This is a genomic window from Streptomyces sp. NPDC047117 (assembly GCF_040643545.1).
GTDB lineage: Bacteria > Actinomycetota > Actinomycetes > Streptomycetales > Streptomycetaceae > Streptomyces.
The window spans coordinates 34,951-57,709 of sequence record NZ_JBEYUN010000027.1; the positions used below are offsets into that span (position 1 = coordinate 34,951).

A 22,759-nucleotide genomic window follows, 5' to 3' on the forward strand; every position below is an offset into this window, starting at 1 on the left:
CACCGCGCGCCTGTGGCCGCTGCCCGGGTGGGAGTGGGACGCTGCACTACATGAACATGTCTTTCCTGGACAAGTGGCGCAAGCACCCCGTGGCCCCCGGCGGGGTGAACGTCGACCCCGAGGCCACCGCCGAACTGCTGTCGGAGTGCGAGCTGCTGCGTGCCCAGGCCGAGTCGGAAGGCGTGGAACTGGACGACTCCCCGCGGTCGTTGGCCGACCTGGATCAGCTGCGTCCGGTCTGGCGGGAGGACCCGGAGGTGGAGCCCTGGCTCGGTAACGACGCCGGCCTCTACCTCGGCACCGTGCTCGTGCGCACGGTGCAGGGCGCCGCCTGGAAGATGTGGCCCGACGGGCAGCCCGTGGTGCGGATGCCGTCCGGGCGCGAGGTGGACGTCGTGGCCGCGGGCATGGAGTGGGCGGCCAGCGGCGCCCCCGAACTCTCCCGGCTCTACAGCGAGGTCGCCGGCAGCTGAGCGGCCCGCGGGCCCGGCACGGTCCGAACGAGCGGCCCTAGACGAACGCGATGTCGTACGCCAGCCGCCAGCGGTCGGCCCGTACGACGATGTCCGAGGTCTCCACCGGGCGTCCGTCCGCGTCGAAGTGGGTGCGCTCGACCACCGTGACGCAGCTGCCCGGCGGGCAGCCCAGGGACTCCGCCTCGGGGCTGGAGGCCGAGCGGGAGCCGACCCGCTCCTCGGCGCGCACCACCCGGATGCCGATGGCCGCCATCCGTCCGCGCACGCCGCGGCGGGCGTAGGGCCCGCACTCGGGGAACACCACGTCCGTGCCGTCGGTGATGGCCAGCGGCTCCCAGCTGGTCGCGAGCTGCACCGGCTGGCGGTCGGCGAGGTACTCGTACTGGGAACACACCACCGTCTCGCCCTGCGCGATCCGCAGCCGCCGGGCCACCGGTGCCGTCGCCGGCACCGTCGTGGAAGTCGCCTCCCACGTCAACGGCGTGCCGTCCGGATACTTCGCAAGGGTGATGCTGGCCGCGAAGGGTGAATCGACCGCGCCGGTGGAGCGCAGCAGGGTACCCAGCGGTGCCCGGTCCGCGACGAACACCCCGCGCCCGAACTGCCCTTCCGCGTACCCCGCCGTCTTCAGCAGCCGCACCGCCCGGTCCACGGTCTGGTCGCTGGCCTCGTACGCGCGCTTCAGCTCGGCGCGGGAGGGGATGCGGGCGCCGACCGCGAGGGCGCCCTCGTCGATCTGCCGCCGCAGGTCGTCGGCGATGCGCTGGAAGACAGGCCGGTGCTCACCCATGCCCGACAGGCTAGGTACGCAGGCGCGTTCTGTGTACCTAGGGGCTCCGGGGAATTGCAGGCTGCTGGGGGGAATGCCCGGTGCCGCTCCGGGCGTGTCCTCGATCGCCCGGTCAGCGTTATTTGGGGTAGTTTGCGAGATCTCCGCTGGTACGGACGAGAGTGAGCAGGGCTGCATATGGCCGGTGACGCGCTGATCGAGATGCGCAGGGTCAACAAGTACTACGGGAAACTCCACGTCCTTCAGGACATCGACCTCACCGTCGGCCGCGGCGAGGTGGTCGTCGTCATCGGCCCCTCCGGCTCCGGCAAGTCGACCCTCTGCCGCACGATCAACCGCCTCGAACCGATCCAGTCCGGCACCATCTCGCTGGACGGCCGCCCGCTCCCCGAGGAGGGCCGCGAGCTGGCCCGGCTGCGCGCCGACGTCGGCATGGTCTTCCAGTCCTTCAACCTCTTCGCGCACAAGACGGTGCTCGCCAACGTGGCGCTCGCGCCGATGAAGGTGCGGAAGAAGAGGAAGGAGGGGGCCGAGCAGCGGGCCCGCGAACTCCTGGACCGGGTCGGGCTCGCCTCGCACGCCGACAAGTACCCGGCCCAGCTCTCCGGCGGCCAGCAGCAGCGCGTGGCCATCGCCCGCGCGCTGGCCATGGATCCCAAGGCGCTCCTCTTCGACGAGCCGACCTCCGCGCTCGACCCGGAGATGATCAACGAGGTGCTGGAGGTGATGCGGCAGCTCGCCCGGGACGGCATGACGATGGTCGTCATCACCCACGAGATGGGCTTCGCCCGGTCGGCCGCCAACCGCGTGGTCTTCATGGCGGACGGCTGCATCGTCGAGGACCGCACTCCCGAGGACTTCTTCACGGCTCCGGAGAGCGACCGCGCCAAGGACTTCCTCTCCAAGATCCTCAAGCACTGAAGCGGGGTGACCGCAGTGAAGACGTTCCCACGGGCCGCAGCGGCTCTGCTTCTCGCCCTGCTCGCCGTCCTCGCCGCCGCCTGCGGCAAGCCCGGCAGCCCGCCCGCCAAGGGGCCGCGCGGCGACGAGCTGCCGGACTACCCCGTACAGACCCGCTTCCAGCTGCCCGACTCGCCCACCTGGCAGAAGGCCAAGCGCCGCGGCCACTTCGTCGTCGGCGTCAAGGAGGACCAGCCCTACCTGGGCGAACGCGACCCGGCCTCCGGCGAGTACCGCGGCTTCGACATCGAGATCGCCAAGATGCTCTCCGCCGCGCTCGGCTTCGACCCCAAGGGCATCGCCTACAAGACGATCGCCTCGGCCAACCGCGAGACCGCCCTGCAGAACGGCCAGATCGACTACTACGTCGGCACGTACACCATCAACGACCTGCGCAAGAAGCAGGTCGGCTTCGCGGGGCCGTACTACATGGCGGGCCAGGGCCTGCTGGTGCGCAAGGACGAGAAGGACATCAAGGGCCCGAAGGACCTGGCCGGCAAGCGGGTCTGCTCCGCCGCGGGCTCCACCCCGTACCAGCGCATCAAGGCCGACTACCCCAAGGCCGTGCTCGTCGCGTACGACACCTACTCCGTCTGCGTCGACAATCTGCTCACCTTCCAGGTCGACGCGGTCACCACCGACGACGCGATCCTGCTCGGCTACGCCGCCAAGGCGCCCGACGAGATGAAGCTCGTCGGCAAGCCGTTCTCCGAGGAGCCCTACGGCGTCGGCGTCCCGCTGAAGGACCCCGCGCTGCGCTTCGCGATGGACGACGCGCTCGCCGCCGACCAGAAGGACGGCAACTGGAAGAAGGCCTACGACGCCACCCTCGGGCTCTCCGGAGTGCCCGCGCCGAAGCCGCCCAGGATCGACCGCTACACGGTGAGCTGAGGGAGCCCCCGACACCCATGGACGTACTGACCCACAACTGGTCCCTCTACGGCAAGGGCATGCTCGGCACCGTCGAGCTCACCGTCTTCGCCTCGCTGCTCGCCCTCGTGCTCGGCGTGATCATGGCGGGCTTCCGGGTCGCCCCGGTCGGCTCGCTGCGCGTCTTCGGCACGGTGTGGGTGACGGTGCTCCGCAACACCCCGCTCACCCTGCTGTTCTTCGCCGTCCTGCTCGGCCTGCCGCGCTTCGGCCTGGCCCTGCCCTTCAACGTCTTCGCGATCCTCGCCCTCGGCTGCTACACCTCGGCCTTCATCTGCGAGGCGGTGCGCTCCGGCATCAACACCGTGCCCGTGGGGCAGGGGGAGGCGGCCAGGAGCCTGGGCATGACGTTCGGTCAGACGCTGGGCACGGTGGTGCTGCCGCAGGCGTTCCGTACGGTCATCCCGCCCGTCGGCTCCACGCTGATCGCGCTGGCCAAGAACTCCGCGATCGCGGGCTCCTTCAGCGTCGTCGAGCTGCTCGGCACCTACAAGACCCTCAACGAGCTGGGCTACAGCATCATCTGGTCCTTCATCTGGATCGCCGTCGGCTATCTGATCGTGACCCTGACCATCAGCGCGCTGTTCAACGTGCTGGAGAAGCGCTGGGGAGTCGCCCGATGAGCAGCACCGCCCTGTACGACGTCCCGGGCCCGAGAACCCGCGCCCGCCACCGCCTCTACGGGGCCGTGGCGACCGTGGTGATCCTCGCGCTGCTCGCCTGGGCCTGCTACCTGCTGTACGACACGGGGCAGTTCGAGGGGCAGAAGTGGACGCCCTTCGAGTACCGGGGCATCCAGGAGCTGCTGCTCGAGGGGCTGGGCAACACGCTCAAGGCGTTCGCCGTCGCGGCGGTGCTCTCGCTGGTGCTGGGCACAGTGCTGGCCGCCGGCCGGCTCTCCTGGCACCGGCCCGTCCGCTGGCTGAGCACCCTGCTGGTGGAGTTCTTCCGTGCCATGCCCGTACTGGTGATGATCTTCTTCATCTATGTGGCGCTGCAGGCCGAGCCGCTGACCGCGCTGGTGGTCGGCCTGACGCTCTACAACGGCTCGGTGCTCGCCGAGGTCTTCCGCGCGGGCGTGCACTCCGTCGAGCGCGGCCAGCACGAGGCGGCGTACGCGCTGGGCATGCGCAAGACGCAGGTCATGACGCACGTACTGGTCCCGCAGGCGGTGCGCGCCATGCTGCCCACGATCATCAGCCAGCTGGTCGTCGCGCTGAAGGACACCTCGCTCGGCTTCCTGATCACCTACGAGGAGTTCCTGCACGCCGGCAAGCTGATCGCCTCCAACCTCGACTACGACCTGCCGTTCATCCCCGTCGTGCTGGTCATCTCGCCCATCTACATCGGGATGTGCATGCTGCTCTCCTGGCTGGCCAACTGGGTCGGCAAGCGGCAGCGGCGCAACCCGAAGGTCGAGGGCGAGGTCGGGGCCGCCGAGCCGGGCACGCTGCTGCCGGGCGGGCCGCAGCAGTGACCCGCCCGGCGGTGCCGCGCGGTCAGTCCCGCACCGGCACCGACACCCACGACGGGTCGCCGGCCGGCGAGGAGAAGGTGAGCTTCGCGCCGTCGGGGTTGTGCTCGATGTAGAGCGGGTCGACGGAGTCCACGACGAGCGCCAGCCGGTGCCCGGCGGGCACGTCGTACGCGGTGGAGAAGAGGTCCAGGTCCATGGCGAAGGGCGTGCCCGGCTGCTTGTCGTGGAAGGTGAACGGCGCGTGGGTGACGAGCTTGCCGGTGCCGAGCGGGCCGACGTCGTAGAGGTGGGCGACGGCGGTGCCGCTCTCGGCGGTGCTGGTGAGCGTGGTGTGCAGCTTCGCCGTGCCGCGCACCCGCTGCTGGGTCTCGTACCGCTCGGACTGCCAGACGGCCGTGGCGGAGCGGGGCAGCAGCGGGATGGACGCCATCGGCGGGACCTTGAAGAACTGGTCCAGCATGCTGGAGAGGAAGATCGTGCCGCCGTTCGCGCCGCTGTCGCGGTTGGTGGCGATCTCGTGGGTGCCGTTCAGCGGGATGCGCCGCTGTGCCGAGGGCACGTCCTTCCAGCTCGCGTACCCCTCGTACGCGCCGGTGGAGCGGGACTTGAGCTGCACCGGGGACTCGCGGTCGACGCCGTTGTCGGCGCCCTTCAGGTAGTGGTCGAACCAGCGCTTGGTGTCGGTCCAGGCGTCGTTGGGCAGCCCGAGCAGGCCGGTGGCCTCGGCCGTGGCGTGGTCGCCGGGCCGGAACTCCAGCCGCTTGGGCCCCGTGAGCTTCTCGAAGAAGTCGGCGTACTGGTTCGGCGGGAAGATCGAGTCGCCCCAGGCGTTGCCGAGCATGATGGCAGCGCCGTTCTTGTTGATCCGGTCCAGGTAGGTCGCGGCGGAGCGCTTCTTGCCCCACGCGATCATCTCGTCCTCCTTGGCCAGGTTCGAGCCGAGGAAGTCCTTCATGATCGTCTGGAGCTCGGCGCTGGGCCGCCCGGTGATCTGGCCCGCGCCGGCCAGCAGCCCGGCGGCCTGGGCGTGCTGGGTCCGTCCGCTGTAGATGGAGTCGATCAGGTTCGCCCAGCCGCTGAGTGCCCCGACCGCCTTGATGCGCGGGTCGAAGGCCGAGGCCAGCAGGGAGATCCCGGCGCCGTAACTCACTCCGGCCATACCCACCTTGTCCGGGTCGGCCGGGGTGTGGGCCAGTGCCCAGTCGACGACCTTGCGGGCGTCGGCGACGTCCTGCGGGCCCGCGGTCTCGATGTTCCCGCCGGACTGCCAGAAGCCGCGCGAGTTGTAGCCGACGACGACGTACCCGGAGTCCGCCAGCTTCTTGGCCTGCGCCACGTACTCGATCTGCGGCATGCCCCAGCTGGTGGGCAGCACGATCACCGGGTACCGCTTGCTCCCGTCGGCGTCGCCGGGCGTGAAGACGTTGGCCTTGAGCGTGATCCCGCCGTCGCCCTCGATGTCGACGAACTTCACCGAGGCGGGGGCGGTGGCGGCGGCCGGGGCCGCCTGGGCCGCGGGGGCCGTGGCGGTCAGGGTGGTGGCGAGAACGGCCGCGGAGACGGTACCGATCGCGGCGCGCAGCGTCGTGCGGGAGGGCGTCATCTACTGCTCCAGTCTCGGCGTGGGGGTACACCGGAGGGGTCGGTGTATTAAGTGACTGGAGAGTAAGGTGAGGTCATTACCGAAGGTAACCCGTCGGTAGGTTACGCAAGCGTAAAGATCTCATGGCGCCTTCACCGCCGCCTTCCCCGCGGCCTGCGCCACCGCCGCCTTGGTCACGTCCGCGACCTGCTCCACCATGTCCGGCCCGTACGACTGGGAGTTGACCACCTTCAGCAGCAGGCAGAACTGCCCCTCCGGGCCGTGTTTTCGGGCCAGCCGCGCCCGGTTGCGCACGAGGTGGCGGACGGCCGCGCGGTGCGTGACCGGCCGCTGGCCCGCCGCCAGGAACACCGGCCGGCCGCCCTCACCCGCCGTCAGCCGCGCCAGCAGTACGTACTCCACGGCGCCCGGCTCCATCGCGTAGCTCGTGCCACCGATGGTGAACGTGCCGCGCCCGGCGCCCGACGCGTCGCCCGGCTGCACCTGCACGCCCGGCAGCAGATTGGCCAGGTGGGCGGCGAGCCGCCGGTGCGCGGTCGGGTCGCCGACACAGAACTCCGTGCGGGCGCCGAAGCCCTGGAGCCCGGTGTCGTGCGGCGCGACCTCGGCGTGCGCCCCGCAGTTCTCGATCACCGAGGCGAGCCCGAGCATCGCCAGGGCGTCGTGGCGCGGGATGCTCCAGTGCGCCGAGGAACTGTCCCGGTGGGTGACCAGGACGCACTCGGCGCCGTCCGGCAGCCCGAAGAAGGCGCGCTCGCGGGCCAGTCGGCGGCTGGCGGCGGCGGACCGTAAGGCCCAGCCGCCCGCGAGACCGAGGAGCAGCGCGGCGGCGGCGACGATGGCGGGGAGGAGGGGGTTGTCCATGGGCCGGGAGGGTAGCGGCCGTTCGGGTGGGCATCGAGGGGCGGCCGGGTACTGGTGCGGTTGTCCTGGTTCGTCGCCCTGTCGCGGCCGAGAGGCCGCGGGTAGGCTCCGGCCCCTGACGCGAATTCGCTGGAGGGTCCGATGGAGGGATGGCAGAGATGACGCATGTCCGACGCCTGTCGGTACTGGCCGTGACGGCCGTGCTGGCCGGTTCGCTGGCCTCCGTACCGGCCAGTGCCCGGCCCACGGCTGCCCCCGCGACCGACCCCCCGGCCAAGTCCCCGGTGGCGGTGGGCTCCGGCGGCGCGGTCTCCAGCGTCGACCCCGACGCCTCGGCGGCCGGTATCGAGGTGCTGAAGAAGGGCGGCAACGCCGTGGACGCCGCGGTCGCCACCGCGGCCGCCCTGGGCGTCACCGAGCCGTACTCCGCCGGCATCGGGGGCGGCGGCTACTTCGTCTACTACAACGCCAAGAAGCGCTCCGTGCAGACGATCGACGGCCGCGAGACCGCGCCGCTCACCGCCGGCAAGGACCTCTTCCTGGAGAACGGCAAGCCGGTCCCCTTCAGTGAGGCCGTCACCAGCGGCCTGAGCGTCGGCACCCCCGGCACCCCCGCCACCTGGGACACGGCCCTGGACAAGTGGGGCAGCCGCTCCCTGGGCCAGGTCCTCGCGCCCGCCACCCGGATCGCCCGCGACGGCTTCACCGTCGACGAGACCTTCCGGAAGCAGACCGCCGACAACGCCGACCGGTTCCGCGACTTCCCCGCGAGCGCGAAGCTGTTCCTGCCCGGCGGGCAGCCCCCGGCCGTCGGTTCCACCCTGCACAACCGCGATCTCGCCCGCACCTACGACGAGTTGGCGAAGAAGGGCGTGGACGCGCTGTACCGCGGACGGCTGGGTGAGGACATCACCCGCACCGTCGAGCAGCCGCCCGTACGGGAGGGCGCCACCCGTAAGGTGCGGCCCGGCGACCTGACCGCCGCGGACCTGGACGCGTACGAGACCAAGGTGCAGGCGCCGACGAAGACGAAGTACCGCGGCCTCGACGTCTACGGCATGGCCCCCTCCTCCTCCGGCGGCACGAGCGTGGCCGAGGCGCTCAACATCCTGGAGAACCACGACGTAGCGAAGCTGAGCGAGAAGCAGTACCTGCACCGCTACATCGAGGCCAGCCGGATCGCGTTCGCCGACCGCGGGCGCTGGGTCGGCGACCCGTCCCAGGAGAAGGTGCCCACCAAGGAGCTGACCTCGCAGAGGTTCGCCGACTCGCGCGCCTGCCTGATCAAGGACGACGCGGTGCTCAAGAGCCCCGTGGCGCCCGGTGATCCGCGCGACCCGAAGCCCTGCGCGGACGGCGGAAAGGCCGCGCCGACGACGTACGAGGGGGAGAACACCACTCACCTCACCGCCGCCGACAAGTGGGGCAACGTCGTCGCCTACACCCTCACCATCGAGCAGACCGGCGGCAGCGGCATCACCGTCCCCGGGCGCGGCTTCCTCCTCAACAACGAACTCACCGACTTCTCCTTCACCCCGGCGGCCCCCGGCGTCCCCGACCCGAACCTCCCCGGGCCCGCCAAGCGCCCCCGCTCCTCCATCTCGCCCACCGTCGTCCTCGACCACGGCAAGCCGGTACTGGCCGTCGGCTCGCCCGGCGGAGCCACCATCATCACGACAGTTCTGCAGACGCTTCTCGGCCACCTCGACCGCGGCCTGCCGCTGGTCGACGCCATCGCCGCGCCCCGCGCCAGCCAGCGCAACGCCGCGCAGACCGAACTCGAACCGGCGCTGTACGACAGCAAGCTGCGCAAGGAACTGGAGGCCCTCGGCCACTCCTTCAAGGAGAACCCCGAGATCGGCGCGGCCACCGGTGTCCAGCGGCTGAAGGACGGCCGCTGGCTCGCGGCCGCCGAGAAGGTGCGCCGCGGCGGCGGCTCGGCCATGGTCGTCCACCCGCACGGCCACGCGAACGGCCGCTGACCGTATACGGAACAGCCGTCTCCGGCCCGCCTCGACGTGCCGGAGACGGTTGATACCGGCTCGAACACGTGGTTACTCTGCGCCCCTCTGTCGGAACGGACAGTCAGGGCGAGAGGCAGACGTGAGGGCAATGGGGGACAGGTTCGAGGGACTGGCCGAACAGGCCAGAGCACTGCGCGACGGTGACACCTCGTCGGCGGAGCTGGTGGGACGCTCGCTGGAGCGCATCGAGGCGACGCGGGGCACCGTGAACGCCTTCCGGCTGGTACGCGCCGAGGCGGCGCTCGCCGAGGCCGAGGCGGCCGACCGCAGGCTCGCGGCGGGGGAGCGGCTGCCGCTGCTCGGCGTGCCGGTCGCGGTCAAGGACGACACCGATGTGGCGGGCGTGCCCACCGCGTTCGGCTGTGCGGGCACCTTCCCGCTCAAGGCCGAGGACGCCGAAGTGGTGCGGCGGCTGCGCGCGGCGGGCGCGATCGTGGTCGGCAAGACCAACGCCTGCGAGCTGGGCCAGTGGCCGTTCACCGAGGGCCCCGCGTTCGGCGACACCCGCAACCCCTGGAGCCACGCGCACACCCCCGGCGGGTCCTCGGGCGGCTCGGCCGCCGCGGTCGCCGCCGGACTCGTCCCCGCCGCACTCGGCACGGACGGCGCGGGCTCGGTCCGCATACCCGCGGCCTGGACCCACCTGGTCGGCATCAAACCGCAGCGCGGCAGGATCTCCACCTGGCCCGAACCGGAGGCCTTCCAGGGCATCACGGGCATCGGCCCGCTGGCCCGCACGGTCGAGGACGCGGCGCTGCTCCTGGACGTGTCCAGCGGCAGCCACCGGCACGACCTGCACCGCCCGGCGCCGGTCGCGGTCCGCGCGGCGGTGGGCCGGGATCCGGGGCGGCTGCGCATCGCGCTGTCCTGGAAGCCCGCCTGGACCGGAACCCCGCGCCCGCTCCACCCCGAAGTACGCGCCGCCGTCACGGACATCGCCCGTACCCTCGTCCGCCTCGGGCACCTCGTCGAGGAGGCCGAGCCGGACTACGGGCTGATCGGCCTCTCCTTCGTGCCGCGCGCGACCACGGGCGTACGGGAGTGGACCGAACGGGTGCCGGACCGCTCCCTGCTGGACCGCAGGACGCAGGACGCCGCACGGCTGGGCCGGCTGCTGAGCGGACGCGCCCTGAAGCTGGCGCGGGCCGCCGAGGCGCGCCAGCAGAAGCGGGTGGGCGCGGTCTTCGGCCGGTACGACGTGGTGCTCACGCCGACCACCGCCACCCCGCCGCCGCGGGTCGGCACGCTCGTCGCGATGAACGGCTGGCGCACCGACCGGGCGATGATCGCGGCCTGCCCGTACGCCTGGCCGTGGAACGTCCTGGGCTGGCCGGGCATCAGCGTGCCGGCGGGCTTCAGCTCGGCCGGACTCCCGCTCGGCGCCCAGCTCCTGGGCCCCGAGGGCGGCGAGCCCCGCCTCGTCTCGCTCGCCTCCCAGCTGGAGGACGACCTCCGCTGGCACGAGAAGTGGCCGCGGCTGAGGGCGGGGGCCTGAGGCTCAGCCCAGCAGCTTGACGACCGCGTCGGTGGTGTCCGCCTCGCCCAGGCGCGGGAAGATCTTCTCGACGCTGTTGCGGTGCGCGTCGGCGTCCATGTCCGTGACGGCGTCGGTCGCGACGGTCACGTGGTAGCCGTGCTCGTAGGCGCTGCGGGCCGTGGACTCCACGCCGATGCTGGTCGCGATGCCGGCCAGCACGATCTGGGTGACGCCGAGGCGGCGCAGCTCCATGTCCAGCGGCGTGCCGTGGAAGGCGCCCCAGGTCTTCTTGGTGACCAGCACGTCCGAGGGCTGCCGGTCCAGCTCCGGGACCAGCTCGGCCCAGTCGGCGGGCGGGTTGCCGGCGCGCGCCGGGCCCTCCGTACGGCCGGGCGCGCCGCCGGTGACGTTGACCAGCACGACCGGCAGGCCGCGCGCGCGGAAGGCGGCGGCCAGCCGGGCGCCGCGCTCGATGACCTCGGCGGCGGGGTGGGCGGTGGGCAGCGCGGCGATGCCCTTCTGGAGGTCGATCAGGACCAGGGCGGTGTTCGGATCGAGCGTGGTGGCGGTCATGGTCAGTTCTCCGTCAGTCGTTTGAGCAGCGCGGCGGCCTCGGCCAGTACGCGCTGCTCCTCGGGGGTGGTGTGCTCGGCGATGGCCACGGAGAGCCAGTTCTGCTTGGCCCGCCGGAGGCCGGCCAGTACCTCCCGGCCCTCCTCGGTGAGCGCGAAGACGACCTGGCGGCCGTCGGTGGGGTGCGGGCTGCGCGCGACGACGCCGCGCTCCTCCAGGGCGGCCAGCGTCACCCGCATCGACTGCGGGCGGACCAGCTCGGCCCTGGCCAGCGCCGCGGTGGTGGCGGGCCCCTCCAGGTCCAGCCGGGCGCAGACCGCCCGCTGGGTGGGGGTGATCCCGTCCCCCGGCGATTCGGCGCGCAGCCGGCGCATCAGCAGGCCGACGGCCGTACCGAGGTCCGTGACGAGCTGTTCGTGCTCCTTGCCTGGCATGGCGCCAGCCTAGAAAGTCGACAGGAAAACTTGCAAGTTTTCCTGTCGACCATGGTGATCACGCCGTTGTTGCCGGATCCACGCCCCCGCGCCCCGCCGGGAGTGGAAAACTCGCTGTAGTCGTTGTGTCACACAGGACGCAACACGACCGGAGCGCAACTGCGGTACCGGCGCGGCGGCGCGCGGCACCATGGGGGAGAAGGGGACGGCATGGCAGAGGCACGGCTACGGGACTCCGTGGACGGTTTCGCGCACTTCCTGGGCGAGCTGGTGGCGGCGCTGGACCCGGCCGAAGGCTGGTACGGCGTCTTCGCACGGCGCGACCCCGAAGGGCTGCGGGCCTGCCTGGAAGGGCGCGAGGTGCCGCCCTGGGACGTGGTCGAGTCGCTCCTCCACGACCTGTCCGGGCGGCTCGGCGAGCAGGCGGCGGCGGAGGCCGGGGTGCGCGCCCGCGAGCTGCACGGTGCGGCGGCCGCCGCGTACGACGCGCTCACCGGCGGCCCCGGGGCGCTCCGCGGCCGGCTCGACGCCATGCTCGACGAGCTCCACCACGCCACCGGCCGCGAGCGCGAGCTGCGCGCCGCGCTGAAGGAGGCCGATCCGGCCACGGACGTGGCGGCGCTCGACGGCGAACTGGCCTGGGTCGCCGACGACGTGGCCCGTGCGCGGGCCCGCGTGCGCGAGCTCCAGCAGCGGATGGAGGGAAGCGCGGAAACGGCCCCTGCGCCGGACGCCGGCAGTCCGTACGATCCCGCGCCGGACGCCGGCAGCCCGTACGTCTCCGCGCCGGACGCCGGCACCCCGTACGACCCGGCGTCGCATGCGGGCGCGTCGTACGGCCCCGGGGGCGAGGCCGTCGCGCCGTACGGGACCGCGGACCAGGCTCTCGCGCCGTACGAGTTCCCGGCGGAGGACTCCGAGGAGGCCCGGCCGGAGGAGTCCCGCGTCGCCCGGAGAAGACCCGGTGGCGCCCGCTTCGCCGGCCTCGACCCGTCGGGGGAGGGGGCCGAGAGCGGCGCGTCCGTAGCCCCGCCCGCCCCGCGCGGTGCCCGCTTCGCCGGTGCGCAGGAGGACGGCGAGGGGCGGAAATCGGCCAAGGAGGGGAAGGGGGCGGCGGCCGGATCCGGTAGCGGACCGGCGCCGTCCCTGGCCGGCCTCCCGCCCCAGACCTCCCAGGCCGTCTCCAGCGCCGTGTCCCACCTCGCCGAGCTGCGGGCCGCCGGGCGCGGCGGCGAGGCGCACGCCGTGCTGTGCGCCGCGGCCCGCCGCCCCGCCGAGGAACTGCCGCACATCGCCGCGGAGCTGGAGCGGACCGGCCTGGCCGCCGACGTGGCCACGCTGCTGTGGGAGGTGGCCTGCCTGCCGCCCGAGCCGCTGGCCGCGGCGGCCGGCGCGCTGGCCGCGGCCGGCCGGGTCCAGGACTGCGTGAGCCTGCTGCGGCAGGGCGTGGCCCGTCCGGTCGGCGAGGTGGGGGACGCCGCGCTGGCCCTGCGGCAGGCGGGCCGTACGGCCGAGGCGCGGGAGCTGCTGGCCGCGATGGTGCGGGCACGCACCTCGGAGGAGGCGGCCGGGCTCGCGGCGGCCACGGACGCGCCCGAGATCCTGCTGCCGCTGCTGCTGGAGGCGGCGGAGCGCGTGTCGGAGCACCGCCGGCGGGACCTCGTCCACGCGCTGCGGACGGCCGGGGTGTCCGACCGTCTCATCGGTGTCCGCTGACCCGTGCGCACCACGGCTCACAGTGGTTCGTACGGCCGTTCCCACCGGGTGCGGAATCGGCCGCGCGGCGCGGCGGAGATGGTCTTGCCACGGTGCACAAGGCGTCCTACGGTCACCTCCACACGCGTAGAGCTCGCGCGGACCGGTTGTCTGACGCCCTGGCAAAGGAGCAGCTCATGGCCGATGTCGTACGTGCCGCACTGGTGCAGGCGACCTGGACGGGCGATACCGAGTCGATGATCGCCAAACACGAGGAGCACGCCCGCGCGGCGGCGGCTCAGGGCGCGAAGGTCATCGGCTTCCAGGAGGTCTTCAACGCCCCGTACTTCTGCCAGGTGCAGGAGCCGGAGCACTACCGCTGGGCGGAGCCCGTCCCGGACGGGCCCACCGTCCGCCGGATGCAGGACCTGGCCCGCGAGACCGGCATGGTCATCGTGGTCCCCGTCTTCGAGGTCGAGCAGTCCGGCTTCTACTACAACACCGCGGCCGTCATCGACGCCGACGGCACCGTCCTCGGTACGTACCGCAAGCACCACATCCCGCAGGTCAAGGGCTTCTGGGAGAAGTACTACTTCAAACCGGGCAACAAGGGCTGGCCGGTGTTCGACACCGCGGTCGGCAGGGTCGGCGTCTACATCTGCTACGACCGGCACTTCCCCGAGGGCTGGCGGCAGCTCGGCCTGAACGGCGCCCAGTTGGTCTTCAACCCCTCCGCCACCTCCCGCGGCCTGTCCGCCTACCTCTGGCAGCTGGAGCAGCCGGCCGCCGCGGTCGCCAACGAGTACTTCGTCGCCGCGATCAACCGCGTCGGCACCGAGGAATACGGCGACAACGACTTCTACGGCACCAGCTACTTCGTCGACCCGCGCGGGCAGTTCGTCGGTGACGTGGCCAGCGACAGCAAGGAGGAACTGGTCGTCCGCGACCTGGACTTCGGGCTGATCGACGAAGTGCGGCAGCAGTGGGCGTTCTACCGCGACCGCCGTCCCGACGCCTACGAAGGGCTGGTCCAGCCGTGAGCAACCACTACACCGACGCCGCCCACCTGCACGACCGGCACCGCGCCGTCCTCCCCGAGTGGCTGAGCCTGCTCTACGACCGCCCCATCGAGCTGACCCACGGCGAGGGCCGGCACGTCTGGGACTCCGACGGCAACCGCTACCTGGACTTCTTCGGCGGCATCCTCACCACGATGACCGCACACGCGCTGCCCGAGGTGACCAAGGCCGTCGCCGAGCAGGCCGGGCGCATCATCCACACCTCCACCCTCTACCTCTCCCGCCCGATGGTGGAGCTGGCGGAGCGGATCGCGGCGCTCTCCGGCATCCCCGACGCGCGGGTCTTCTTCACCACCTCCGGTACGGAGGCCAACGACGCGGCGCTGCTGCTGGCGACGGCGTACCGGCGCTCCAACCAGATCCTGGCGATGCGCAACAGCTACCACGGCCGGTCCTTCTCGACCGTGGGCATCACCGGCAACCAGAGCTGGTCGCCGACCAGCCTCTCGCCGCTGCAGACGCTGTGGGTGCACGGCGGGGTGCGCAGCCGCGGCCCGTTCGCGCACCTCAGTGACGCGGAGTACATCGAGGCGTGCGTCGCCGACCTCAAGGACGTGCTCCAGCAGACGTCGGGCGGGGTGGCCGCGCTGATCGCCGAGCCGGTCCAGGGCGTCGGCGGCTTCACGGCCCCGCCCGACGGGCTGTACGCGGCCTTCCGCGAGGTGCTGGCCGAGCGCGGCATCCTGTGGGTCAGCGACGAGGTGCAGACCGGCTGGGGGCGCACCGGCGAGCACTTCTGGGGCTGGCAGGCGCACGCCGCGAGCGGCCCGCCGGACATGCTGACCTTCGCCAAGGGCATCGGCAACGGCATGTCCATCGGCGGCGTGGTGGCCCGCGCCGAGGTGATGAACTGCCTCTCCGCCCACTCCATCTCCACGTTCGGCGGCAGCCCCGTCACCATGGCGGCGGGCCTCGCCAACCTCAATTACCTCCTCGAACACGACCTCCAGGGCAACGCCCGGCGCGTCGGCGGCCTGCTCATCGAGCGGCTGCGGGCGGTCTCCGCCGGCCTGGAGATGGTGCGCGAGGTCCGCGGGCGCGGCCTGATGATCGGCGTCGAGCTGGTCGACCCGGGCACGGACGAGCCGTCGCCCCGGGCCGCCGCTGCCGTCACGGAGGCGGCGCGCGAGCGCGGGCTGCTCATCGGCAAGGGCGGCCTGAACGGCGCCGCCCTGCGCATCGCGCCCCCGCTGTCCCTGACCGTCGCAGAGGCCGAAGAGGGCGCCGACCTCCTCGCCGACGCACTCCGCGCCGCGCAGAAGCGTCTGGAGGGTGCGGCGATCGGCTGACCGCCGTAGGGGCTCGCGTCGGCCCCCGGCTGTCCCGCCGCGTGAGTTGCTCGCGCAGTTCCCCGCGCCCCTTCAGGGGCGCGGGGAGTGTCCATGAGCGGCTCCGCCGCATGGGCGCGCTCAGCCACAGCGCAGCTGGGGCCGGCTGCGGCGCGGAACCCACCGAGGCGGTGGGCCCAGCACGTGCGCCGGCAGGTCGCGCCGGCCGGCCCGACCGCTGATCATCGGGGTATGGCCACATCTCCGATGCCCGTCCTGCGGCCCATGCTTGCCACGTCGGGCCCGTTGCCCGTCGACGGGGCGGGGCCGCGGTGGGCGTACGAGGTGAAGTGGGACGGGGTGCGCTGCGTCGTCAGCGCGCCGGGTGACGGCGGGGTCCGGCTGGTCACCCGCAGGGGCAATGACGTCACGGCCGCCTATCCGGAGCTGGCCGGGCTCGGCGACCGGCTGCGCGGGCGGCCCGCCGTCCTCGACGGGGAGATCGTGGTGCTCGACGAGCGGGGCCGGCCCGACTTCGGGCTGCTGCAGCAGCGCATGGGCGTGGCCGACCCGCGCCGGGCGGCGCGTCTGATGCACGAATACCCGGTGCACCTCGTGCTGTTCGACCTGCTGCACCTGGACGGCCGCTCGCTCCTGGACGCCTCGTACGAGGAGCGCCGGGCCGCCCTGTCGGGACTGGACCTGGACGCCGCCGAGTGGTCGGTCCCGGGCTACGTGGCGGGGCACGGCCAGGAGGTCTGGGAGACCACTCGCGCGAACGGCCTGGAAGGCGTCGTCGCCAAGGTGCTGTCCTCCCCGTACCTGCCCGGGGTCCGGTCCACCGACTGGCGCAAGACGAAGCACGTGGTGACCCTCGACGTGGTCATCGGCGGCTGGTCGGAGGGGCGCGGCGGGATCGCGGGCCTGCCCGGCTCGGTGCTGGCCGGGCTGGACGGCCCCGAGGGGCTGCGGTACGTCGGCTCGGTGGGCTCCGGCCTGTCGGACCTGGAGCGCCGGGAGCTCGCGCGCTACTTCGAGGTGCTCGCGCGGGACCGCTCGCCGTTCACGGAACGGGTCGGCGTGGCCGCGGCGCACTGGGTCGAGCCGCGCCTGATCGCCGAGGTCGGCTACTCCGGCTGGACCACGGCGGGCCGCCTCCGCCACCCCACCTGGCACCGCCTCCGCCCGGACCTGACGCGGCTGGACTGAACGTCCGTCTCAGCGCCGCCGCTTCGCGCGCGGCAGTGGCTTCGCGCGGTTGAGGTTGATCAGGGGGCCGAGCAGGTCGCCGTGGCGGGCGCGGCGGTCCGCGATGTCGCCGATGAGGAAGTGCAGGTCCGCGGGGTCGTCGCAGGCGGCGATCTCGTCCCAGGTCACCGGGGTGGAGACGGTCGGTTCGGGCCGGGCGCGCACGGTGTAGGGCGCCGCGGTGGTCTTCGCCGCGCTGTTCTGGCTGAAGTCGAGGAAGACCTTGCCGGGCCGCAGCGCCTTGGTCATCCGGTGCACCACCTGACCGGGCAGCTCGTGCTCGGCCTCCACGGCGATGTCCTTGGCGTACGCGGTGACGTCGTCCGACGGGGTGGGCTCGATCGGTACGAGCAGGTGCAGGCCCTTGGATCCGGAGGTCTTGGCGTACACGTTCAGCCCGTCCGCCGACAGCCGCTCGCGCAGCCACCCGGCGACCGCGCAGCAGTCGACGATCGTGGCGGGCGCGCCGGGGTCCAGGTCCCAGACCATCCGGTCGGCCACGCCGGGATCGTCCGTGCGCCACTGCGGCGTGTGCAGCTCGACGACGAGGTTCGCCGCCCACATCAGGGAGGCGGTGTCCTGGAGCACCACCTGGCGGCCGGTCTTGCCGCTGCGGCGGGTCAGGTCGACGGTCTTCACCCAGGCGGGGGTACCGGGGGGCACGTTCTTGGTGAAGAACGTCTCGCCGTCCGGGCCGTCGGGGTAGCGCAGGAAGGAGACCGGGCGGTCGTAGAGGTGGGCGAGCATCGCGCCCGCGGTCACCGCGTAGTAGTGCAGCACCTCGCCCTTGGTGGTCCCGGTGGCCGGGTACAGCACCTTGTCCAGCCGGGTGACCGTCAGCCGGCGTCCCTCGATCTCCGTGATCGGCATACCCTGAGAGTCCCATGAATCGGACATAAAGGACGGAAGTCGAGGGGTGCGCGCATGAGGTCCATCTGGAACGGGGCGATCTCCTTCGGCCTGGTCAGCATCCCGGTGAAGATGTACAGCGCGACGGACAGCGCCTCGGCGGTCTCCTTCGTCCAGATCCACGAGAAGGACGGCGGCCGCATCCGCTACCGCAAGGTGTGCGAGCTGGACGGCGAGGAGGTGTCCCAGGACGAGATCGGCAAGGGCTACCAGGCCGCCTCCGACCTGATCGTCCCGCTCACCGACGCCGACCTCGCCTCGCTGCCGCTGCCCACGACCAAGACGCTGACCATCCTGGCGTTCGTCGACGCCGCCGACATCGACCCGCTCCAGATGGACAAGGCGTACTACCTCGGCGCCAACGGCCCGTCCGCCGCCAAGCCGTACGTCCTGCTGCGCGACGCGCTGACGCACCACCAGAAGGTGGCCATCGGCAAGGTCGCGCTGCGCAACCGCGAGACGCTGGCCATGCTGCGGGTCCACGACGACGCGATCGTCATGCACGCGCTGCTGTGGCCGGACCAGATCCGCTCCCCGCAGGGGCTGGCCCCCAAGGAGGACGTACAGATCCGGGACAACGAGCTGACCCTCGCCGAGACCCTGATGGACTCGCTCGGCGAGCTGGACCCGGCCGAGCTGCACGACGACTACCGGGACGCCGTCGAGGAGCTGGTCTCCGCGAAGCTGGAGGGCGGCGAGCCGGCCGTGCCCTCGGAGGGGCCCAAGCGCGGCAAGGTCATCGACCTGATGGCGGCCCTGGAGGACAGCGTGCGGGCGGCCCGGCAGGAGCGCGGCGGCGCGGACGAGGAGGCGGGCTCGGGCGGCTCCGTCACCCGGTTGCGCCGCGAGGCCGCGGAGTCCGAGGAGGACGGTGCGGAGCGGCCGGCCCGTAAGGCCCCGGCGCGGACGGCGAAGAAGACGACGGCCAAGCGGACCGCGGCCAAGAAGACGGCCACGAAGTCCGCCGCGTCAAAGAAGGGCGCGTCCGCCGGACAGGGCGGTGCGGCCAAGAAGACGGCGACGAAGAAGACCCCGGCGAAGCGGACCGCGTCACGCCGCAAGGCCGGCTGAGCGGCCGGGCGGGCGGCGCGGAGGCCGGTCGCGCGTGACGGGGCGGGGTCCCGGCCCCGGTGGAGCGTTCCGCGGTACGGCGGCCGGCGGGGTGCCCGCCGCTCTTCACGTGCCCGCGAGGACTGCCCGTACGGTCTTGCCGCCGCCGCGGTCCGCGGTGATGTCGAACTGCCGGGCCAGCAGTCCGACGATGGCCATGCCCCGGCCGCCGACCGCGTCCTCGGTGAGCGGCTTGACGGCGGGGGTGTGCGGATCGTCGTCGTGCACCTCGATGGTGACACCGCTCGACGCGGCGCTGAGTCGCAGGCGGCAGCGGCTGTTGCCGTGCCGTACGGCGTTCGTGACCAGTTCGGACACGATCAGCACCGCTTCGTCCACCCGGCCCGACACTCCGTCGGGCATCGCTGGATGGCCGAGGAAGCCACTGGTCAACCTCCTGGCCCAGCGGGCCGACGCGGCTTCCCGCGGCAGCGCGTACTCGACGCGTGCGGCACGGTTCCTGTTGCTCGCGTGCATGGGGTCCCACTCCCTCCCGTGACGGTGGCGGAGGGACTACGGTCACTGCGTCGACCCCTCCACCCGTGGCCGTTGCGATCACGCACGGCCTGCCGACGGGAGCGGTCATTCCCGATCGTCGCCGCCCCAACCATCGGCAACCCGTTTGCCGACCCGCTGTGACGGAGTGAACACGGCCGGCCGGAGGGAGACCGGCGCTGACAGGCGTACTCGCGCCCGGACCGGGCACCAGCAAGACCACCGGCGTACGCCCGCGGCGGACCGGATCAAGCCGATCCCGGCGGCCGCGCGGCGCCGCCGCGAGGTCCCGTACGGCCGGATGCGGGGCGCGGCCCGTCCCCCCGTGCCACCCTGCGACCCCGATTCGACCCGACGGCCAACGATGGTTTATTATTCAAGAGAAGTGAGGGACGGTAACGGCACCGCCGACGACCCCGCTCTCCGGCGCCCCCGCGGTCACCCGCGGCCGCGCCCCCCACACCAGCCCCGGCCGGCTTCCCCCGTCTGGCCGGGGCTTCCCCCTTTCCGGACGCGGTGCGCCGGGATTCCTACGCGCGCTCCCGCCGTACGGCCCATGCCCCCGCTGGCCGGGCGTCCTACGGCGCGTCGAACTCCAGGACCTCCTCGACCGGACGCCGGGGCGTCGCCGTACCCCGCGGCCCGTACCCGAAGCGCAGCACCATCTGGACCAGGCCGTGGCCGGACACCGGCTCCCGCAGCGGCCACCGCAGCTCCGGCCACTCCAGCGACTGGGTGACGAACGAACTGGAGAGCCCCTCAAGGGTGGCCGCGAGCAGGGTGCGCTGCATCGCCTGGCCCGCGCGCAGCCAGTCCTCCGGGCGGTCCCGCTCGGTGCTGAGCAGCGCGAGGTGCGGGTGGCTCTCGAAGGCGGCCGTCTCCCGGCCCGCCACGTCCCGCCCGGCCGCGAAGTCCCGCACCGGGGCCCGGCCGCCGCGCCGCCGCGGCCCGAAGGCGTAGGCGGGCACTCCGTCGTCCGCCGACTCCGCCGCCGCGCCGATCCGGGTCCACTCCGCGAGGTCCGGGCGGGCCGGGGCCGGTGTCCGGTCGCCGCCCGCGCCGCCGGCCAGTGGGTCCGTCCCGGCGCCGGTGGGCCCGGCCGCGTCGTCCGCCACCGCCGCGCGGTCCCGTTCCTCGCCCTCCTCGGCCAGCTCCAGCACCAGCTGCAGATGCCAGCCGACGGGGAAGGAGAGCGCCGCGCCCTCCTGCTCCGCGGCGTGCCGCAACCCGGTGAGCTGGGCGGCGGTCAGCCCGGTCTCCTCGAAGGGATACCGGCTGGTGTGCCGTTCGTGGACCGCCGGGTGCAGCCGGCCCAGCCGCTCCGTACCGCCGTCCGTCTCCCCTTCGGGGGCCAGCTCCACGGTCGCCAGCAGCGCGGGCCGCCCGGCGTCGGGCAGCAGTGTCGTACGGACCGGCAGGCCGGCGTGGGCGGCGGAGACCCGCAGGTTGAACAGGGCCGCGCCGCAGCCGATGTGCTGCGCGCGCCCGTCCGGGTCGGCCTGCGGCAGCGCGCGCTCGGGGTCGGCCCACAGCTGGAGCGTGCGGCAGCCGGGCGAGCAGCGGAACCGCCAGGGTTGGGCGTTGTGCATCGACGGAGCGGCGATCGCATCGGTCACCAGCGCCGTCACGGTCAGATCGTCGGCTGCCTGCGTGTCCACCGGGGCCTCCAGGGGGTGGGCGACCGGGCGTGTGGCCTCCTCCAGAGTGGCCCGGCCCGCCGCCGACCGCATCGGGAAACGACGCAATTCCTCAGGTGATCCGCCATTCGGAAAATTATTTCCGCATGACGGGTGCCCGGTGTCACATGTTCGGGATCTTCAATGCTCTGCGCATGCCGTGGATGCCGACCTACGCTGCCCGTATGAGTGCACACTTTGACGTCGTCGTCCTCGGCGCGGGCCCGGGTGGGTACGTCGCCGCTGTCCGCGCGGCCCAGCTCGGCCGCAGCGTGGCGATCATCGAGGAGAAGTACTGGGGCGGGGTCTGCCTCAACGTGGGCTGCATCCCCTCCAAGGCCCTGCTGCGCAACGCCGAACTGGCGCACCTGTTCACGCAGGAGGCGAAGACCTTCGGCATCCGCTCCACCGGCGAGGTGTCCTTCGACTACGGCGCGGCGTTCACCCGCAGCCGCAAGGTCGCGGACGGGCGCGTCAAGGGCGTGCACTACCTCATGAAGAAGAACAAGATCACGCAGTACGAGGGTCGCGGCACCTTCACCGATCAGCACACGCTCCAGGTCGCGCGCTCCGACGGCGGATCGGAGACCGTCACCTTCGACCACTGCATCATCGCCGCGGGCGCCACCACCAAGCTGCTGCCCGGCACGTCCCTCAGCGAGCGCGTGGTGACGTACGAGGAGCAGATCCTCAGCGAGGAGCTGCCCGGCAGCATCATCATCGCGGGCGCCGGCGCGATCGGCGTGGAGTTCGCCTACGTGCTGCGCAACTACGGCGTGGACGTCACGATCGTGGAGTTCCTGGACCGGCTGGTGCCCCTGGAGGACGCCGAGGTCTCCGCCGAACTGGCCAAGCGGTACAAGCGCCTGGGCGTCAAGCTGCTGACCGGCACCCGCGTCGAGGGCATCGACGACGACGGCAGCGGCAGCGTGAAGGTGCACGTCACCACCGGCGGGCAGCAGCAGACCCTGGAGGCCGACAAGGTCCTCCAGGCGATCGGCTTCCAGCCGCGCGTCGAGGGATACGGCCTGGAGAACACCGGCGTGAAGCTCACCGAGCGCGGCGCCATCGACGTCGACGGCCGCTGCCGTACGAGCGTGCCGCACATCTTCGCCATCGGTGACGTCACCGCGAAGCTGATGCTCGCGCACGCCGCCGAGTCCATGGGCATCGTCGCCGCCGAGACCCTCGCGGACGCGGAGACCATGGAGCTGGACTACGTCATGATCCCGCGCGCCACGTACTGCCAGCCGCAGATCGCCAGCTTCGGCTGGACCGAGGAACAGGCCCGCGAGCAGGGCTTCGACGTGCAGGTCGCGAAGTTCCCGTTCACCGCCAACGGCAAGGCGCACGGCCTCGGCGACAGCACCGGCTTCGTCAAGATCCTCAGCGACGCCCGGTACGGCGAACTGCTCGGCGCCCACCTCATCGGACCCGAAGTCACCGAACTGCTCCCGGAGCTGACGCTCGCTCAGCAGTGGGACCTGACCGTCCACGAGGTCGCCCGGAACGTGCATGCGCACCCGACGCTCGGCGAGGCCGTCAAGGAAGCCGTGCACGGGCTCGCGGGACACATGATCAATATGTGACGGGCCAGGCCACCCCCTTGATCGCGGCACTCCGTGCCCCCATGCGCGCCGAGCCGAAAACAGGCGGCTGCCTCGCACGGCC

General features: G+C 72.5%; 21 protein-coding genes. 13 read left to right on the plus strand and 8 right to left on the minus strand.

The features are described 5' to 3' along the window. The first annotated feature begins 50 nt into the window (after positions 1 to 50). Positions 51 to 473 carry a DUF6278 family protein gene (locus tag ABZ840_RS34490; RefSeq protein ID WP_361566932.1) on the plus strand — a complete coding sequence of 141 codons (423 nt, stop codon included), beginning with the start codon at positions 51 to 53 and terminating at the stop codon, positions 471 to 473. 37 nt (positions 474 to 510) lie between these two features. Here the strand turns inward: ABZ840_RS34490 and ABZ840_RS34495 are convergent, their stop codons facing one another. Continuing rightward, a complete protein-coding gene (locus tag ABZ840_RS34495) occupies positions 511 to 1,266 on the minus strand; it encodes a GntR family transcriptional regulator (RefSeq protein WP_361566934.1) in 756 nt (251 codons plus the stop codon). Positions 1,267 to 1,443: 177 nt separating this feature from the next. Here ABZ840_RS34495 and ABZ840_RS34500 point away from each other — a divergent pair, with 177 nt between their 5' ends. The 4 genes from ABZ840_RS34500 to ABZ840_RS34515 are packed head-to-tail and all read left to right on the plus strand — an operon-like array spanning position 1,444 to position 4,633. Further along, the gene (locus tag ABZ840_RS34500; protein ID WP_361566936.1) at positions 1,444 to 2,187 is read left to right on the plus strand and encodes an amino acid ABC transporter ATP-binding protein; all 744 of its coding nucleotides are present in this window, start codon (positions 1,444 to 1,446) and stop codon (positions 2,185 to 2,187) included. Positions 2,188 to 2,193: 6 nt separating this feature from the next. Further along, complete coding sequence (locus ABZ840_RS34505) at positions 2,194 to 3,117, plus strand: glutamate ABC transporter substrate-binding protein (protein WP_361566939.1); 924 nt, start codon at positions 2,194 to 2,196, stop codon at positions 3,115 to 3,117. Positions 3,118 to 3,134: 17 nt separating this feature from the next. Beyond that, positions 3,135 to 3,779 (plus strand): amino acid ABC transporter permease, encoded by a 645-nt coding sequence (locus ABZ840_RS34510; RefSeq protein ID WP_361566941.1) that lies wholly within the window; start codon positions 3,135 to 3,137, stop codon positions 3,777 to 3,779. Further along, positions 3,776 to 4,633 (plus strand): amino acid ABC transporter permease, encoded by an 858-nt coding sequence (locus ABZ840_RS34515; protein WP_361566944.1) that lies wholly within the window; start codon positions 3,776 to 3,778, stop codon positions 4,631 to 4,633. The genes ABZ840_RS34510 and ABZ840_RS34515 overlap by 4 nt, the downstream gene beginning before the upstream one ends. Positions 4,634 to 4,655: 22 nt before the next feature. Here the strand turns inward: ABZ840_RS34515 and ABZ840_RS34520 are convergent, their stop codons facing one another. Together ABZ840_RS34520 and ABZ840_RS34525 are read right to left on the minus strand one after the other, a co-directional pair. Next, positions 4,656 to 6,236: a CocE/NonD family hydrolase gene (locus ABZ840_RS34520; protein ID WP_361566946.1), complete on the minus strand. Its 1,581-nt coding sequence runs from the start codon at positions 6,234 to 6,236 to the stop codon at positions 4,656 to 4,658. A 120-nt stretch (positions 6,237 to 6,356) separates the two neighbouring features. Beyond that, the gene (locus tag ABZ840_RS34525; RefSeq protein WP_361566949.1) at positions 6,357 to 7,100 is read right to left on the minus strand and encodes a hypothetical protein; all 744 of its coding nucleotides are present in this window, start codon (positions 7,098 to 7,100) and stop codon (positions 6,357 to 6,359) included. 158 nt (positions 7,101 to 7,258) lie between these two features. On the opposite strand from ABZ840_RS34525, the gene ggt reads away from it, so the two are divergent. Both ggt and ABZ840_RS34535 read left to right on the plus strand, forming a co-directional pair. Beyond that, complete coding sequence (ggt, locus tag ABZ840_RS34530; RefSeq protein ID WP_361566951.1) at positions 7,259 to 9,082, plus strand: gamma-glutamyltransferase; 1,824 nt, start codon at positions 7,259 to 7,261, stop codon at positions 9,080 to 9,082. A 130-nt stretch (positions 9,083 to 9,212) separates the two neighbouring features. Continuing rightward, complete coding sequence (locus ABZ840_RS34535; protein ID WP_361566954.1) at positions 9,213 to 10,619, plus strand: amidase; 1,407 nt, start codon at positions 9,213 to 9,215, stop codon at positions 10,617 to 10,619. A gap of 3 nt (positions 10,620 to 10,622) precedes the next feature. On the opposite strand, the gene ABZ840_RS34540 is transcribed toward ABZ840_RS34535, so the two are convergent. Next, entirely contained in the window at positions 10,623 to 11,174 is a 552-nt protein-coding gene (locus ABZ840_RS34540) for an isochorismatase family protein (RefSeq protein WP_361566957.1), read from the minus strand. Positions 11,175 to 11,176: 2 nt separating this feature from the next. Continuing rightward, a complete protein-coding gene (locus ABZ840_RS34545; RefSeq protein ID WP_361566960.1) occupies positions 11,177 to 11,608 on the minus strand; it encodes a MarR family transcriptional regulator in 432 nt (143 codons plus the stop codon). Between the two features lie 210 nt (positions 11,609 to 11,818). Between ABZ840_RS34545 and ABZ840_RS34550 the strand changes: the two genes are divergently transcribed. The 4 genes from ABZ840_RS34550 (at position 11,819) to ligD (ABZ840_RS34565) (ending at position 16,859) form a co-directional block, all read left to right on the plus strand. Continuing rightward, a complete protein-coding gene (locus ABZ840_RS34550; protein ID WP_361566963.1) occupies positions 11,819 to 13,324 on the plus strand; it encodes a hypothetical protein in 1,506 nt (501 codons plus the stop codon). 176 nt (positions 13,325 to 13,500) lie between these two features. Beyond that, a complete protein-coding gene (locus ABZ840_RS34555; protein WP_361566965.1) occupies positions 13,501 to 14,343 on the plus strand; it encodes a nitrilase-related carbon-nitrogen hydrolase in 843 nt (280 codons plus the stop codon). Next, entirely contained in the window at positions 14,340 to 15,671 is a 1,332-nt protein-coding gene (locus ABZ840_RS34560; protein ID WP_361566967.1) for an aspartate aminotransferase family protein, read from the plus strand. Before ABZ840_RS34555 ends, ABZ840_RS34560 begins: the two co-directional genes overlap by 4 nt. Positions 15,672 to 15,902: 231 nt before the next feature. Continuing rightward, the gene (gene ligD / locus ABZ840_RS34565) at positions 15,903 to 16,859 is read left to right on the plus strand and encodes a non-homologous end-joining DNA ligase (RefSeq protein WP_361566969.1); all 957 of its coding nucleotides are present in this window, start codon (positions 15,903 to 15,905) and stop codon (positions 16,857 to 16,859) included. Positions 16,860 to 16,868: 9 nt separating this feature from the next. Here the strand turns inward: ligD (ABZ840_RS34565) and ligD (ABZ840_RS34570) are convergent, their stop codons facing one another. Beyond that, positions 16,869 to 17,768, minus strand: a complete 900-nt coding sequence (gene ligD, locus ABZ840_RS34570; RefSeq protein ID WP_361566971.1) for a non-homologous end-joining DNA ligase — start codon at positions 17,766 to 17,768, stop codon at positions 16,869 to 16,871. Positions 17,769 to 17,822: 54 nt separating this feature from the next. Here ligD (ABZ840_RS34570) and ABZ840_RS34575 point away from each other — a divergent pair, with 54 nt between their 5' ends. Further along, on the plus strand, positions 17,823 to 18,878 hold the full coding sequence (locus ABZ840_RS34575) for a Ku protein (RefSeq protein ID WP_361566974.1): 1,056 nt from the start codon (positions 17,823 to 17,825) through the stop codon (positions 18,876 to 18,878). Positions 18,879 to 18,983: 105 nt separating this feature from the next. On the opposite strand, the gene ABZ840_RS34580 is transcribed toward ABZ840_RS34575, so the two are convergent. After that, positions 18,984 to 19,394: an ATP-binding protein gene (locus ABZ840_RS34580; protein WP_361566976.1), complete on the minus strand. Its 411-nt coding sequence runs from the start codon at positions 19,392 to 19,394 to the stop codon at positions 18,984 to 18,986. Positions 19,395 to 19,990: 596 nt separating this feature from the next. Beyond that, positions 19,991 to 21,070, minus strand: coding sequence for a nitroreductase (locus tag ABZ840_RS34585; RefSeq protein WP_361566978.1), 1,080 nt, complete (start codon positions 21,068 to 21,070; stop codon positions 19,991 to 19,993). A 203-nt stretch (positions 21,071 to 21,273) separates the two neighbouring features. On the opposite strand from ABZ840_RS34585, the gene lpdA reads away from it, so the two are divergent. After that, positions 21,274 to 22,677, plus strand: coding sequence for a dihydrolipoyl dehydrogenase (gene lpdA / locus ABZ840_RS34590; RefSeq protein ID WP_361566981.1), 1,404 nt, complete (start codon positions 21,274 to 21,276; stop codon positions 22,675 to 22,677). Positions 22,678 to 22,759: the final 82 nt, after the last annotated feature.

Bases quoted from the DNA above. Each gene is read 5' to 3' on its own strand.
- ABZ840_RS34525 (WP_361566949.1), bottom strand. From the start codon at position 7,100: ATGGACAACCCCCTCCTCCCCGCCATCGTCGCCGCCGCCGCGCTGCTC.
- ABZ840_RS34540 (WP_361566957.1), bottom strand. From the start codon at position 11,174: ATGACCGCCACCACGCTCGATCCGAACACCGCCCTGGTCCTGATCGAC.
- ABZ840_RS34510 (WP_361566941.1), top strand. From the start codon at position 3,135: ATGGACGTACTGACCCACAACTGGTCCCTCTACGGCAAGGGCATGCTC.
- ABZ840_RS34580 (WP_361566976.1), bottom strand. From the start codon at position 19,394: ATGCACGCGAGCAACAGGAACCGTGCCGCACGCGTCGAGTACGCGCTG.
- ABZ840_RS34495 (WP_361566934.1), bottom strand. From the start codon at position 1,266: ATGGGTGAGCACCGGCCTGTCTTCCAGCGCATCGCCGACGACCTGCGG.
- ABZ840_RS34490 (WP_361566932.1), top strand. From the start codon at position 51: ATGAACATGTCTTTCCTGGACAAGTGGCGCAAGCACCCCGTGGCCCCC.
- ligD (WP_361566969.1), top strand. From the start codon at position 15,903: ATGGCCACATCTCCGATGCCCGTCCTGCGGCCCATGCTTGCCACGTCG.
- ligD (WP_361566971.1), bottom strand. From the start codon at position 17,768: ATGCCGATCACGGAGATCGAGGGACGCCGGCTGACGGTCACCCGGCTG.
- ABZ840_RS34515 (WP_361566944.1), top strand. From the start codon at position 3,776: ATGAGCAGCACCGCCCTGTACGACGTCCCGGGCCCGAGAACCCGCGCC.
- ABZ840_RS34520 (WP_361566946.1), bottom strand. From the start codon at position 6,236: ATGACGCCCTCCCGCACGACGCTGCGCGCCGCGATCGGTACCGTCTCC.
- ggt (WP_361566951.1), top strand. From the start codon at position 7,259: ATGACGCATGTCCGACGCCTGTCGGTACTGGCCGTGACGGCCGTGCTG.
- ABZ840_RS34500 (WP_361566936.1), top strand. From the start codon at position 1,444: ATGGCCGGTGACGCGCTGATCGAGATGCGCAGGGTCAACAAGTACTAC.
- ABZ840_RS34555 (WP_361566965.1), top strand. From the start codon at position 13,501: ATGGCCGATGTCGTACGTGCCGCACTGGTGCAGGCGACCTGGACGGGC.
- lpdA (WP_361566981.1), top strand. From the start codon at position 21,274: ATGAGTGCACACTTTGACGTCGTCGTCCTCGGCGCGGGCCCGGGTGGG.
- ABZ840_RS34575 (WP_361566974.1), top strand. From the start codon at position 17,823: ATGAGGTCCATCTGGAACGGGGCGATCTCCTTCGGCCTGGTCAGCATC.
- ABZ840_RS34535 (WP_361566954.1), top strand. From the start codon at position 9,213: ATGGGGGACAGGTTCGAGGGACTGGCCGAACAGGCCAGAGCACTGCGC.
- ABZ840_RS34545 (WP_361566960.1), bottom strand. From the start codon at position 11,608: ATGCCAGGCAAGGAGCACGAACAGCTCGTCACGGACCTCGGTACGGCC.
- ABZ840_RS34550 (WP_361566963.1), top strand. From the start codon at position 11,819: ATGGCAGAGGCACGGCTACGGGACTCCGTGGACGGTTTCGCGCACTTC.